Raw genomic sequence first — 12485 nt, 5'->3', positions numbered from 1 at the left:
CGGCTTACCTCTCCTTCTTTTTACGGCGGTAATAAAAATACCGGTCAATAATAATGGCGCCGATTCCAGAAATGAGTGTCGCCAAAATGCTCGGTCCGACGACATCTGTCGGCGTTTTGGAGGAATAGGCCATTCTCACGGCGATAACCGTTGTCGGGATGAGAGTAATGCAGGAAGTATTAACAGCCAAAAAAGTGATCATGGAACGGCTCGCTTCCGAACGATTTCCATTCAGTTTTTTCATTTGCTCCATTGCTTTAATGCCAAGAGGTGTGGCCGCATTCCCCAGGCCGAAGAAATTCGCCATGAGATTTGATAAAATGTAGCCCATTGCGGGATGATCCGGCGGTATGTCAGGGAACAGCTTAGAAATAAAAGGTCTGCACATACGGCTGAAAATATCCAGCAATCCTGACTGTTCAGCTATTTTCATTAAACCCAGCCAAAAAACAAGCACGCTCATAAGTCCAAATGAGATTGTGACGGCTTCTTTGGCTCCTTTAAACACCGCCTCATTTACATCCTGCAGCGTTCCATTGCACATCGCAAATACTAGCCCGATCACAGTTAAGCTGACCCAGATTATATTGACCATTTTGCCCCGCCAGCCGCATTCAGAAAAATTGATTTAAATGTTTCAAAAAACTTTTTTTTCGGTTTTTGATTTCGTTCGTTTTCGTAATAGATCGGCACTTTTGCAATGGTTTCATCATTGAACATGACTTTCATATGTCCTACAATATCCGGAATTTTTGAAGCATCCTTTTCCCAGGCTTTTTTCGGTTTGAGCAGCGTAGTGTTAATTTTGACATCTTCTTTTTCTTCTTCGGTAAGCAAATAGGTGATGTCTCGTTTGATGAAAGCTTTGGACTCATAAAATGTACCTTTGAGCTTCGGAATGTCTCCTTTTTTTGCGATTAAATATGTTTGAAAATGCTTAAATACATAGTTAAACATATTCATATGATCATCCCAATCGTCAGGGTCATTAATGGTCACGGCTATCAGATCAACGCCGTCCTTTGAAGCGGTTGAAACCAGTGTGCGTTTTGCAAGCTTGGTATAGCCTGTTTTCCCCCCTGTACTGTATGGATACAGCATCGTCAGCAATTTATTTTTGTTTTTCCACACGCTTTCCATTGTTTCTGCTTTGTATACTTTTGTACCGGAGATGGTTTGATAGTCTTTGAGCTTCATGGCGTATTTCGTTAAAATAGCCATGTCATACGCTGATGAGTAGTGATTTTCATGGTCGTCCAATCCGTGCGGGTTTTGAAAACGGGTATTCTCCATACCGATTTGCTCTGCTTTTTGGTTCATCATATAGACAAATCCATCGAGGCTTCCCCCGACATACTCAGCGATCGCAACAGCAGCATCGTTCCCGGATCTCAGCATCAGGCCATACACAAGGTCCTTTAATTTTACTTTTTGCCCTTCGGTTAAATAAATGGCCGAGCCCTCTGTTCTGACCGCATTTGCAGAAACAGTCACGGTTTCTTCCATTTTTCCTGATTCAATGGCGAGAACAGCGGTCATGATCTTTGTAATACTGGCAATTCGCCTTTTTTCATGCTCGTCCTTGGCAAATAACACTCTTCCTGATGTGCCGTCAATGACAATCGCGCTCTTCGCACTGACATTTATAGCTGCATGGGCTGTGTTCACATTTACATTTGCAAATAGAAAAGAAATAATGACGATTAATACAGCTTTTTTAAAAATGCGCATGTTTGTTCACGTCCTTGTGGTGGTTTGTACAAGTTTATGCGCATGTCCATCAGTTATGAATAACAATTGTGTCTTGGCCTGCAAACATAAAAAAACTCTCCCGTAAAAGGAGAGTAAGTGTTATCTGATTGATGCCATGCTAGATCCGGACGCTTCGTAATGAGCCAATTCTTCCCTCATCTTCAGAAACGCTGCGCTCAGCGGCAATAATAATTGCTCCAGAGACTGCGGAACAGCATGGTAGAACTCAATTGCGCTGACTCCGGTATATGACGCCCGGCTGTTTTCACACCAGGTGTCTTTCTTTGGCATAAAGAACTCTTCAATGCATTGATGATATACATTGTAAAGTGTTTTTTCCGCTCTGGTTTCCTGAAAAGGCTCTTGTATAAGGAGGCGGCGGCATGCTTCAGCGCCTCCTTCACAAAATACTGTCATTCTTCTCAGCGTGCTCAGCACATCACAGCAATAAGCCTCTTCAACAGGCAATTCAGCCTGCATAGACGCCAGCGTGGTTTGATTTAAATAATCATTAACGGTATTGACAACCATTGATAAGAATTCGCCTGTTTTTTGAGTCTGCACTCGCACAATCGAATGTCCCATTTCGTTTGGTATCTTCCCCTCATGTCTTTGTCTCTCACATTTTGCTTCTTTCATGATAGCTACTTCTTCCTTATATCTTATGTTGATGAAAAAACGCGATTCATTATTTCTCTATTTTATATCTTCAAAGGTTTGGTTAAAGTTTTCAAAGAATAAATCCGCTTCTTCTTGAAGAACGTCATCTTCCGCATTCTCAGGCAGCGGCGGAAGCTCTTCCAGCGTTTTTAAGCCGAATTGCTCAAGAAAAGTCGGCGTCGTGCCGTATAAAATGGCCCGTCCCGGACCGTCAGCGCGCCCGACTTCACACAGCAGCGCCTTGGCGACAAGGCTGTGTAAAATTCTTTCTGATTTCACACCTCTGATATCTTCAATTTCCGCTCTTGTGATCGGCTGTTTATATGAAACAATCGCCAGCACCTCCAAAGATGCTTGGGAAAGGCCTTTCGACGGTACTTCGATCAGTTTTTTCAAGTACGGCGCAAAGTCCTTTTTGGTGGAAAGCATGTACGTATCTGCATATTCAATAAGTTCAATACCTCTTGTATCATGTCGGTATTCGTCTGCCACATCCGCCATAATGGTGTTCAGTTCAGGCTCTTCTATTTCAAGCACTGTTAACAGCTGTTTTTTGGTCAGTCCTTCATCGCCTGCCGCATATAGAAGGGCTTCCACTATAGCTTTCCAATTCACGATATCAAGCCCCATGAATGGATTCACTCCCCATAATGTAAATATCTGAAAAATTCCGCTCCTGCTCAATCAAAATCAGCTGATTTTTCATCAGTTCTAAAACTGCCAGGAACGTGACAACTAAATGTTCTTTTTGCTCATATGAAAAAAGATCCATAAAGTTGATTCTTTTCCCTTTTGATTTCAGGCTGTGGACGATTTCATTCATTCTGTCTTCGATTGGTATTTCCTGTCTTGTAATTGTTGTTTCCATCGGCCTTGTTATTTTTTTTCGCTTCAGCACTTTTTGAAAAGCGCCAATCATATCGTATACCGTGACTGACAGCTTTTGCTCCGATTGTTTCACTTCTTTTGCATATTCGCTCAAATCACTCGGCGGTTTCGTAAATGATTTTTGTCTTTCTTCTTCCCGTTCCTTTAATTCCTTCGCCGCGTCTTTATATTTTCTATACTCAATCAGCTTTTCAATCAGTTCCTCCCGGGGATCTTCTTCCTCAAGCAATTCATCCTCAAACAGCTCTTCCTCTTGCTTCGGGAGCAGCATTCTGCTTTTGATACTGAGCAGTGTTGCAGCCATCACCAAATACTCGCTGGCGATATCAAGCTCAAGCACACGCATCGTATGTACATATAATAAATATTGTTCAGTAATCTTCGCCACGGGTATATCATATATGTCAATTTCAAGACGATTGATTAAATGAAGCAGCAGGTCCAATGGGCCTTCAAACGTATCAATTTTTACTTGATATTCTTCCATCATCTCACCATTTTCAAGTATCACTCTCATTGCCGGATAAACTGGCTACCCTTTAGTATAAGCCACCAAAAAGCTCTCGTCCAATACTATTTCATTTCCTGTACTTCAAGAGATTTGTGCTGAATATTCAAAATAACAAGATATCCGCCTACACAAAAAAGGGCAGGTGTACATAGGATGCTCGCGTAGACCATAACAAAGGAGGCTGAATGTTCATGGGAGAAAAGTGCTTCAGCGGCAGTTTTGCTTTAATTGTCGTTTTGTTTATTCTGTTAATTATCGTAGGTGCTGCTTGGATTTGCTAGAACTAAAAAAGAGCGGATCCAATGCGCTGTTTTTTCCTTTCATCTGTCCTGTGTTACACTAAAGGCGGATTAAAAGGAGGAAGCATCTTGTACCCGAAAGCTTATATCGATTATCTCGTTGAATTTCACGCAACACGAGATTATTTTGAATGCCATGAAATACTAGAAGAATATTGGAAGGAAGATCCTCCGAACAAACGAAAAATACATTGGGTCGGCTTTATCCAGCTTGCTGTTGCTTTGTATCATCATAGAAGACAGAATACAGCCGGAGCCAAAAAATTGCTGGCAAACAGCATACGGATTCTTCAAGCGGAAAAACAAGCGGTGGAAGATTTGGGGCTTGATCATACCCGTTTACTGGAGCTTATACAGTCGGTTTACGAACAAATTGAACTGGGATCTTCCTATAAAAGCATCATGCTGCCAATTAAAGATGAGAGGCTGGAGGAAGCATGCCGCATTGAATGCAAGCGAAAAGCTTACACATGGGGGCAGCCCAGCACACTCACCGATAGATTTCTTATTCATAAACATCGTTTGCGGGATCGGACTGATGTCATCCGTGAACGCGAGAAAGAAATTGAGCGAAGAAAAAAAAGCAGAGGCTGATAACAGCCTCTGCTTAATTATTGTATGAAATGTCTTGATCCTGCTGACCTTGACAGCGTTCGAAAAAGCTCTGCGTTAATTCATTCGGAACCAGTACCTGCGTTTTGAATAAATGCTTTAAAGCATCCATCATCTGTTTTCCGATTCCTTGATGGCGATGAGAAGGATTCACACTGATATGCCGGATTTCAACCTCGGAATCCTTTTTTTCAACTCCGATTGCTCCGACGATATCCTCGTCCTCTTTCCAAAGAAAGAGCTGGCGGTCTGTATCCGTTTCGTAGTCCTTAATTGTCTGCTGAAGCTGCTTAAGATCTTTTTCATTCGGCATAAATGAAAGAAGTCCCATCGCAATCTTTTCAAACGATTTTTTATAACGAATTAACATAAAAACCCCTCTATATCCTAATGTCCAGTTCTATCAAACGGAAAAGTATAGGTGATCCGTTTTCTCACATTATATCATTTTCGCCATATTTTTAAACTGTTTTCAGCAAATTATTCAAATGAACGGTTTAAATTTGCCATTTCTATGGCAGAAACAGCACAATCTACGCCCTTGTTGCCCGCTTTTGTTCCAGCCCGTTCAATGGCCTGCTCAATGTTTTCCGTAGTGACAATTCCAAAGATCACTGGTACGCCTGTTGTGTTCGCTGCTTGCGCGATGCCTTTTGCGGCTTCGTTGCAGACATAATCATAATGAGTCGTTGCGCCTCTGATGACAGTGCCGAGTGTAATAATGGCGTCATATTTTTTTGTTTCCGCCATTTTTTTAGCGGCGAAAGGAATTTCAAATGCGCCCGGAACCCAAGCCACATCAATATCGTTTGTATCCACGCCGTGTCTGAGCAAAGCATCTTCTGCACCGCTCAGCAGCTTGCTTGTAATAAAATCATTAAATCTACCTACGACGATTCCGATTTTAAGACCTGTACCAACTAAATTTCCTTGTATGATATTCATATGATTCCCATCCTTTTTTGTGATTTTTGTTATTAGAAATGAAGTAAATGACCTAGTTTGTTCATCTTTGTTTGCAAATATTTTTTGTTATGCTCTTTGGCCTCCATTTGAAGCGGCACTCTTTCTGTAATACTGAGCCCGTAACCTTCAAGTCCGGCAATTTTCCGCGGATTATTCGTCAAAAGCTTCATATTCCGCACGCCGAGATCGCGTAAAATTTGAGCACCAATGCCGTAATTGCGCAAATCAGGCAAAAAGCCAAGCGCTTCATTAGCTTCTACGGTGTCATATCCTTCTTCCTGAAGCTTATAGGCTTTTAACTTATTGATCAGACCGATGCCCCGGCCTTCTTGGCGGAGATACAAAAGCACTCCCCGGCCTTCTGCGGCAATTTGCGTCAGCGCAGCGTGAAGCTGCGGGCCGCAGTCACAGCGATGAGACCCAAACACATCACCTGTGAGACACTCTGAATGAACCCGGACCAATACTGGTTCTTCATTAAACGGCACATCTCCCATCACAAATGCGACATGCTCTTTTCCGTCGATCTCATTTGTGTATCCGTACACCTTAAATGTGCCAAAATCAGTAGGCAAGGTAATATCGACTTCCCGCTCTACAAGTGTTGTCAAGTTGTAGCGGTACTCAATTAAATCTTTAATGGTGATCATTTTTAATTGATGCTTTTTCGCAATTTCTATCAGCTCAGGTACCCTTGCCATCGTTCCGTCTTCATTCATAATTTCGCAAATGACGCCTGCTCCCTGAGAACCGCAAGCTTCAGCAAGATCGACTGCCGCTTCTGTATGGCCCGCTCTTTTCAGAACACCTCCCTTTTTCGCAATCAGGGGAAAAATGTGCCCCGGACGCTGAAAATCTGCTGGCACTGAACCGCTGTCCAGCAAAGCTTTGACAGTAAATGATCTTTCCTGTGCGCTGATTCCCGTTTTTGTCTTACGGTGGTCAATGCTTACTGTAAAAGCAGTGTGGTGGGAATCTGTATTGTGCTCAACCATAGGATGAAGATCGAGCCTGTCAGCGATTTCCTCACTGAGAGGCGTGCAAATCAGCCCTCTTCCGTGCGTCGCCATAAAGTTAATCACTTCAGGAGTCGCATGCTCCGCAAGAGCCACAAAGTCTCCTTCATTTTCTCTGTCTTCATCATCAACAACAATGATGACTTCGCCTTTTTTTAAAGCGTCTAATGCCTCTTCTATCGGATGAAACATGCTAATCTTCCTCTCTAAAAGCCGTTTTCGCTTAAGAAGGCTTTTGTTATGGTTTGTTGGTTCTTATTTTCATTGGCTTTATGCAAAAATCGATACATATATTTTCCGATCATATCGCATTCGATATTCACTTTGGAGCCGATCGTTTTTTCGGAAAAAATCGTTTCGCTGATGGTGTGCGGTATTAAAGAAATTGTCACCGTATCATCTGTCAGCCCGAAAATGGTTAAGCTCACACCGTCAACTGTAATAGATCCCTTTAGAACCAACGTTTTTGTTAATGACGGATCCATTTTCAAATCATAGTAAACTGCGTTGCTTTTTTCTTCAATACGGGTGATTTCTGCGGTTCCGTCAACATGTCCTGAAACGAAATGGCCTCCAAATCGCCCGTTTGCCGCCATCGCTCTTTCCAAATTCACTTTGCTGCCTTTTGATAAATCGTTCAGCGACGTTGCTTTGACTGTTTCAGGCATGACATCAACCGTGAATTGGCTTTTCGTGAAATCAGTAACAGTCAGACAAATGCCATTCACTGCAATGCTGTCGCCCAAGTGAACATCCTCTAATATTTTTGAGCATTTAATTGTTAAGGCCATAGAGGAGCCTGCTTTTCTCATGGATTCGATTGTGCCTGTTTCTTCTATAATTCCTGTAAACATGGTCACCATCCTACTCGTTTTTCGGTTTTGCCGTCAGTTTGATATCACGGCCAATTTGGGTTATATCTGTGAATTGTAATAAGGGGACATCTTTCATTGATTGAAAACCTTCACCGGAGATTAAGCTGGGAGCAAGCGTTCCTCCGATTAATTTAGGGGCAAAATAGAAGATGATTTCTTGAAAACAGCCTGCTTTGACGAAGCTTCCGTGAACAGCTGACCCGCCTTCCACATACACCGACATGATGCCTTCTTCTGCAAGGATTTTCAGCACATCGGGAATTTGTATACGTTCTGTTTCCAGAGTAAATATTTTCACTCCACAAGCGGAAAACCGTTTTTTCTTGTCCTCATCAGCATGTGTTGTTGTGAAAATCCAAGTCGGCGCTGCCTGATCGCAAATCACATTTGCGTCATCGGGAATCGAAAGTTCGTTATCAAGTATCACCCTGACCGGCTGTTTTGAAACATCCGGCAGCCTGCAGGTTAAGCTTGGATTGTCAGCTTTCACAGTGCCTGCTCCGACCAAAATGCTTTGATGTGATTTCCTGTATTGCTGAGCATCCTGTCTTGCAGCTTCTGATGTGATCCATTTGCTGTCACCCGTACTGGTCGCTGTCTTTCCGTCTAGGCTTGCGGCAGCTTTTAATGTGACGTAAGGGAGGCCTGTCCTCATAAAATGCAGAAATTTTTCATTCAGCTGTTCCGCCTGATCTGCTAGAATGCCTTCCTTTACTTCGATGCCGGCTTCTTCTATCATGCTGATTCCCCGTCCGGCCACAAGCGGGTTAGGATCTCTCATTGCGACAAATACTCTCTTTATCCCGGACTTGATAATCAGTTCGGCACAAGGCGGTGTTTTTCCGTAATGGCTGCATGGTTCAAGGGTGACATAAATATCAGCGCCTTTTGCATGTGCGCCTGCCATATGGATAGCATGGACTTCTGCGTGAGCTTCGCCGTATTTTAAATGCGCGCCCATCCCGACAATCTGTCCGTCTTTCACCACAACAGCGCCCACGAGCGGATTCGATTCGGTCTGTCCTTCACCCTGCTTCGCAAGATCTAACGCCAGTTTCATATAATACTCTTCCATCTGTTTCCCTCCCTTCTTTATTCATTTACCGTCAAAAAAGCCCCGAATTTAGAAAAATTCGGGGCTTTAGGTATTTTACGCAATAGGAAATAACACTATGCATGTTGATACATTTTGCATAGCGGTTCTTCATCCTTCTCCCATCCAGACTTTCACTGTCGGCTTCAGCTTAAACTGAATCCACCGCGTACATATGCACACGGGTCACGGGCTCTAAAGCGCATGTCGCTTTACTACCGCCGGTCGGGATTTCCACCCTGCCCCGAAGGATACAATCTTTATTCATTTGTCCTTAATGGCTATTATAGCGGTCCTTTCTTAAGTACGCAATGAAATAAACTTACAATTTGAGAAATCGAAAAAACACCCATCGTTCGAAAGGTGTTTTTTAGTTAATCATTTATTTTTGCAACCTTGATTAAACCGTCGATCCGCTTTGTTTTGCTGAAGTACGCCTTGATCTTATCGCCTTCTTTTATATCAGACAAATCTTGATTTAATTTTTTTCCGTTGAAGATGATCTTCGTGCCGTTATCTGCTTCTCCATGATATTCTGTTCCGTCAATTTTTGTCACTTGATATTCTTGGATTGTATACTCTTCTTCTTCGGAGGACAAGGTTTGTCCAATCGCTGTCGGAACGTCCTTCAGTTCCACATCATTTATGTACATATAACCCCCTGCAAGTAAAACCAGAAGTACTAACAGAATGGTAATCTTGGTTTTTATTCTTCCCATTTTAAAAAAACCTCCAGCCAATATGAATCTATTCATTCATATGAGTTATTCCTTTTTTTCATGAATAAAAAACCGTAAATTCTCGTAAATTATTAATATAACGATGCATAACGGGAATATGTTTCACATTTCTTCAAAAATTTCTTTTCTATAGATATACGAATTTATGTTCTGGTTTTAGGGGATGCATGAGAAAAAGAATAAAAAAAGCAGTTCCTTTTCAGGAAACTGCTTATACTTAGTTGGTTTTACGAATGTCGCTAAATGGGAAGAAAACAAACTTTGACGTACCCGCAATTTGTTTTTTCGTAAAGAGTCCAAGCCCGTTTCGGCTGTCCATTGAATTTCGGCGGTTATCCCCCATAACAAAATACTTGTTATCAGGCACTTTGATCGGGCCGAAATCATCAGTTAGGTGGTCATATCCTTTTTCTTTTGCTTGCTTTTTATTTGCCTTCAAATAAGGCTCAGCCACTTTTTTTCCATTGATATAAAGCTGGTCGTTTTTCATTTCGACTGTGTCCCCGGGCAGGCCGATCAACCGCTTGACATAGTGGACATCATCCCCGTTTAGCACGATGATATCCCCTCTCTTAAACTCGCCTATGTACTTGACTGTCATATTGACAAAAACCCTTTCATGGTCATGAAGGGTAGGCTCCATGGACTCACCATCAACGACATACGGCGCAAAAATAAAATTGCGGATGAGTAATGCCAGAACAACTGCGATAATAATCGCTTTGGCCCATTCAAATATTGATTTTTTCCTAGAAACGTTTTCCGATTTCAACTGATTTCCTCCAATAAACAACGGTCTTCAATTTATGTTATCACGAATTGATAAGAAATCCCATTAGGACCATTGAAGCGAATTTTCACATCTATTCATTCTCCTGCCAAAATCAATTTGTTCCCATTTCCTTATGAAATCGGAAGAAGAATCAATCAGCCTCCAAAGAACAAATCCAATATATTGCCGGCAGTTGAAGTTTCTTTATTATAAAACTCCGAATATCCGCATTTCTTGCAGTAGACAACGAGAAAACGGTTATGCTGCACATCAAACAACTTTGACAATCCGGTTCCGTTTGTGGCAATTTCTTTTTGGCCAGCTTCAGTGCTTCCGCATTTTATACAGCCCTTGTTGTTCATCAAACGTAGCCCCTTTTCAAAAAAATAACATTGATATTATTTCATTTTACTACAAGTGCCTTTTGGGATGAAACATGTCAACTTTAAAATTTGTTTAAATTTTCCCCATGGGTGATATCTGAACGACAAGGAATGCTCTACCTATTTGAGCGTATCAAAATCAGTGTTTTGGTGATTGAACACAGTTATGATTTACAATCAATCGAAACATAGCTATAGGATTCAACTCAAATCTCTCAATGCCTTCTATATCTACCTTGTAATCCCGGTACCCTTGAAAACGTCTGTTTGTTTCCTGTCACAACCAGATCAGGCTGTAAGCGAAAAGAAAAAGCTCCCTCATATCGGGGAGCTTGCTGTCTGCCTATTAGCCTTCTACGCGAACTTCTTTCATCACGTCACCGTTAGACATGTTTTTCGCGAATTCTAAACCGCTTGTTACTTTGCCGAATACTGTGTGAACACCGTTTAAATGAGGCTGTGGCTCATGGACGATGAAAAATTGGCTGCCGCCAGTATCTTTTCCTGCGTGTGCCATAGAGAGTGCGCCCGCTTCATGTGTGTGCGGGTTTCCTTCTGTTTCACATTTGATTGTGTATCCGGGACCGCCTGTGCCAGTACCGTGCGGGCATCCGCCTTGGCTGACGAAGCCTGGAATGACTCGGTGGAATGTAAGGCCGTCGTAAAATCCTTCGTTTGCAAGCTTTTCAAAGTTTGCAACTGTACCCGGTGCTGCTTCCGGATAAAGTTCAAATTCAATTTTGTTGCCGTCTTCTAATAAAAAGTAACCTGTTTTCAATTGTATGCCCACTTTCTTTGTTTTAATTTTCAAAGGAGAGATTTATGTATCATCTATTATGGCTTGTCTCTCCTTGTCGCGGCTATTATACCACACCTTTTTTGGGAAAACGACTCTCCCGGCTTTTCTCCAAAATAAAAATGAAACCTGAACCTCTCTATTTCCGTCTAACCTATCGGAACTGTATTTTTCATCATGATTCAGGTCCTCGCAAAGCAGCTTTTAACTGTTGCTTGTGAAATGAAGGAGGTCAACTGCTTTGAAAAAAATATGGATTGGAATGCTGGCAGCGGCCGTTTTGCTGCTGACGATTCCGAAAGTCAGTCTCGCGGATGCCGCAGTCGGAGATGTCATCGTGACGCTTGGCGCAGATTTGTCAGAATCAAATAAGCAAAAAGTGCTTGATGAAATGAATGTCCCTGATAATGCCACAACCGTAACCGTGACCAATAAGGAAGAACACGAATATTTAGGAAAATATATACCGAGCGCGCAAATTGGCTCAAGAGCGATTTCGTCATCGTCTATTACCATTGCCAAAAAAGGCTCTGGATTGAATGTTGAGACACATAATATCAGCGGCATTACGGATGAAATGTACCTCAATGCCTTGATGACAGCCGGCGTTAAGGACGCGAAGGTTTATGTTACCGCTCCGTTTGAAGTGTCCGGTACTGCGGCTTTGACAGGCTTGATTAAAGCATATGAAGTTTCTTCTGACGAAGCGATTTCTGAAGACGTTAAGCAAGTCGCCAACCAAGAGCTTGTGACGACCTCAGAGCTTGGTGACAAGATCGGTGACGAAAATGCGGCTGCGCTGATTGCAAAAATAAAAGAAGAGTTTGCTAAAAACGGTGTGCCTGACAATAAAGCCGATATTGAGAAAAAAGTAGATGATGCGGCTTCCGATTTAAACGTCACACTGACAGACAGCCAAAAGGATCAGCTTGTATCCTTGTTCAATAAAATGAAAAATGTTGATATCGACTGGGGACAGGTCGGTGACCAGCTTGATAAAGCGAAAGATAAGATTAGTAAATTTTTAGACTCGGATGAAGGCAAGAACTTTATCCAGAAAGTCATTGATTTCTTCGTTTCCATCTGGAATGCGATTGTTTCTATATTCAAATAAAAAAGCGC

General features: G+C 42.2%; 17 protein-coding genes and 1 riboswitch. Of the genes, 3 read left to right on the top strand and 14 right to left on the bottom strand.

The annotated features are described in order from the left end of the window. Positions 1–4: 4 nt before the first annotated feature. The 5 genes from spmA to scpA form a co-directional block, all read right to left on the bottom strand. Entirely contained in the window at positions 5–595 is a 591-nt protein-coding gene (gene spmA / locus V6D42_RS03640) for a spore maturation protein SpmA (RefSeq protein ID WP_333512389.1), read from the bottom strand. Next, on the bottom strand, positions 583–1731 hold the full coding sequence (locus V6D42_RS03635; protein WP_333512388.1) for a D-alanyl-D-alanine carboxypeptidase family protein: 1149 nt from the start codon (positions 1729–1731) through the stop codon (positions 583–585). The genes spmA and V6D42_RS03635 overlap by 13 nt, the downstream gene beginning before the upstream one ends. 120 nt (positions 1732–1851) lie before the next feature. After that, positions 1852–2391: a YpuI family protein gene (locus tag V6D42_RS03630; RefSeq protein ID WP_010334784.1), complete on the bottom strand. Its 540-nt coding sequence runs from the start codon at positions 2389–2391 to the stop codon at positions 1852–1854. Positions 2392–2448: 57 nt separating this feature from the next. Next, positions 2449–3042: an SMC-Scp complex subunit ScpB gene (gene scpB / locus V6D42_RS03625; RefSeq protein WP_333512387.1), complete on the bottom strand. Its 594-nt coding sequence runs from the start codon at positions 3040–3042 to the stop codon at positions 2449–2451. Beyond that, complete coding sequence (scpA, locus tag V6D42_RS03620; protein ID WP_326129896.1) at positions 3032–3787, bottom strand: segregation/condensation protein A; 756 nt, start codon at positions 3785–3787, stop codon at positions 3032–3034. Before scpA ends, scpB begins: the two co-directional genes overlap by 11 nt. A gap of 215 nt (positions 3788–4002) precedes the next feature. Here scpA and V6D42_RS03615 point away from each other — a divergent pair, with 215 nt between their 5' ends. Further along, a complete protein-coding gene (locus tag V6D42_RS03615) occupies positions 4003–4092 on the top strand; it encodes a YjcZ family sporulation protein (protein ID WP_032731254.1) in 90 nt (29 codons plus the stop codon). 87 nt (positions 4093–4179) lie between these two features. Beyond that, a complete protein-coding gene (locus V6D42_RS03610) occupies positions 4180–4704 on the top strand; it encodes a DUF309 domain-containing protein (protein ID WP_333512386.1) in 525 nt (174 codons plus the stop codon). 13 nt (positions 4705–4717) lie between these two features. On the opposite strand, the gene ribT is transcribed toward V6D42_RS03610, so the two are convergent. The 9 genes from ribT to V6D42_RS03565 all read right to left on the bottom strand — a co-directional run bounded on the left by ribT (position 4718) and on the right by V6D42_RS03565 (position 11345). After that, positions 4718–5092 (bottom strand): GNAT family N-acetyltransferase RibT, encoded by a 375-nt coding sequence (gene ribT, locus V6D42_RS03605; RefSeq protein WP_003223910.1) that lies wholly within the window; start codon positions 5090–5092, stop codon positions 4718–4720. 110 nt (positions 5093–5202) lie between these two features. Next, positions 5203–5667 carry a 6,7-dimethyl-8-ribityllumazine synthase gene (gene ribH / locus V6D42_RS03600; protein WP_003223915.1) on the bottom strand — a complete coding sequence of 155 codons (465 nt, stop codon included), beginning with the start codon at positions 5665–5667 and terminating at the stop codon, positions 5203–5205. 32 nt (positions 5668–5699) lie between these two features. After that, positions 5700–6896 (bottom strand): bifunctional 3,4-dihydroxy-2-butanone-4-phosphate synthase/GTP cyclohydrolase II, encoded by a 1197-nt coding sequence (locus tag V6D42_RS03595; RefSeq protein ID WP_168748151.1) that lies wholly within the window; start codon positions 6894–6896, stop codon positions 5700–5702. A 14-nt stretch (positions 6897–6910) separates the two neighbouring features. Further along, entirely contained in the window at positions 6911–7558 is a 648-nt protein-coding gene (ribE, locus tag V6D42_RS03590; protein WP_333512385.1) for a riboflavin synthase subunit alpha, read from the bottom strand. 10 nt (positions 7559–7568) lie between these two features. Next, the gene (gene ribD, locus V6D42_RS03585) at positions 7569–8654 is read right to left on the bottom strand and encodes a bifunctional diaminohydroxyphosphoribosylaminopyrimidine deaminase/5-amino-6-(5-phosphoribosylamino)uracil reductase RibD (protein ID WP_333512384.1); all 1086 of its coding nucleotides are present in this window, start codon (positions 8652–8654) and stop codon (positions 7569–7571) included. 128 nt (positions 8655–8782) lie between these two features. After that, positions 8783–8928: riboswitch (FMN riboswitch) on the bottom strand. Positions 8929–9046: 118 nt separating this feature from the next. After that, positions 9047–9391: a hypothetical protein gene (locus tag V6D42_RS03580; RefSeq protein WP_333512383.1), complete on the bottom strand. Its 345-nt coding sequence runs from the start codon at positions 9389–9391 to the stop codon at positions 9047–9049. 238 nt (positions 9392–9629) lie between these two features. After that, positions 9630–10184 carry a signal peptidase I sipS gene (sipS, locus tag V6D42_RS03575; RefSeq protein WP_333512382.1) on the bottom strand — a complete coding sequence of 185 codons (555 nt, stop codon included), beginning with the start codon at positions 10182–10184 and terminating at the stop codon, positions 9630–9632. 155 nt (positions 10185–10339) lie between these two features. Continuing rightward, positions 10340–10546 carry a zinc ribbon domain-containing protein gene (locus V6D42_RS03570; RefSeq protein WP_333512381.1) on the bottom strand — a complete coding sequence of 69 codons (207 nt, stop codon included), beginning with the start codon at positions 10544–10546 and terminating at the stop codon, positions 10340–10342. Positions 10547–10913: 367 nt separating this feature from the next. Continuing rightward, positions 10914–11345: a peptidylprolyl isomerase gene (locus V6D42_RS03565; RefSeq protein WP_003223931.1), complete on the bottom strand. Its 432-nt coding sequence runs from the start codon at positions 11343–11345 to the stop codon at positions 10914–10916. 259 nt (positions 11346–11604) lie between these two features. Between V6D42_RS03565 and V6D42_RS03560 the strand changes: the two genes are divergently transcribed. Then, positions 11605–12477, top strand: a complete 873-nt coding sequence (locus V6D42_RS03560) for a DUF1002 domain-containing protein (protein WP_326129891.1) — start codon at positions 11605–11607, stop codon at positions 12475–12477. Positions 12478–12485: the final 8 nt, after the last annotated feature.

It is taken from the genome of Bacillus sp. 0909A (assembly GCF_036765115.1).
In the GTDB taxonomy this organism is placed as follows: domain Bacteria; phylum Bacillota; class Bacilli; order Bacillales; family Bacillaceae; genus Bacillus; species Bacillus mojavensis.
The sequence above is the reverse complement of the archived record's forward strand: the minus strand, read 5'-3'. Positions and strand labels throughout refer to the sequence as shown.

Excerpts from the sequence above, each read along its gene's own strand:
- spmA (WP_333512389.1), bottom strand. The coding sequence starts at position 595 with ATGGTCAATATAATCTGGGTCAGCTTAACTGTGATCGGGCTAGTATTT.
- V6D42_RS03635 (WP_333512388.1), bottom strand. The coding sequence starts at position 1,731 with ATGCGCATTTTTAAAAAAGCTGTATTAATCGTCATTATTTCTTTTCTA.
- V6D42_RS03630 (WP_010334784.1), bottom strand. The coding sequence starts at position 2,391 with ATGAAAGAAGCAAAATGTGAGAGACAAAGACATGAGGGGAAGATACCA.
- scpB (WP_333512387.1), bottom strand. The coding sequence starts at position 3,042 with ATGGGGCTTGATATCGTGAATTGGAAAGCTATAGTGGAAGCCCTTCTA.
- scpA (WP_326129896.1), bottom strand. The coding sequence starts at position 3,787 with ATGGAAGAATATCAAGTAAAAATTGATACGTTTGAAGGCCCATTGGAC.
- V6D42_RS03615 (WP_032731254.1), top strand. The coding sequence starts at position 4,003 with ATGGGAGAAAAGTGCTTCAGCGGCAGTTTTGCTTTAATTGTCGTTTTG.
- ribT (WP_003223910.1), bottom strand. The coding sequence starts at position 5,092 with ATGTTAATTCGTTATAAAAAATCGTTTGAAAAGATTGCGATGGGACTT.
- ribH (WP_003223915.1), bottom strand. The coding sequence starts at position 5,667 with ATGAATATCATACAAGGAAATTTAGTTGGTACAGGTCTTAAAATCGGA.
- V6D42_RS03595 (WP_168748151.1), bottom strand. The coding sequence starts at position 6,896 with ATGTTTCATCCGATAGAAGAGGCATTAGACGCTTTAAAAAAAGGCGAA.
- ribE (WP_333512385.1), bottom strand. The coding sequence starts at position 7,558 with ATGTTTACAGGAATTATAGAAGAAACAGGCACAATCGAATCCATGAGA.
- ribD (WP_333512384.1), bottom strand. The coding sequence starts at position 8,654 with ATGGAAGAGTATTATATGAAACTGGCGTTAGATCTTGCGAAGCAGGGT.
- V6D42_RS03580 (WP_333512383.1), bottom strand. The coding sequence starts at position 9,391 with ATGGGAAGAATAAAAACCAAGATTACCATTCTGTTAGTACTTCTGGTT.
- V6D42_RS03570 (WP_333512381.1), bottom strand. The coding sequence starts at position 10,546 with ATGAACAACAAGGGCTGTATAAAATGCGGAAGCACTGAAGCTGGCCAA.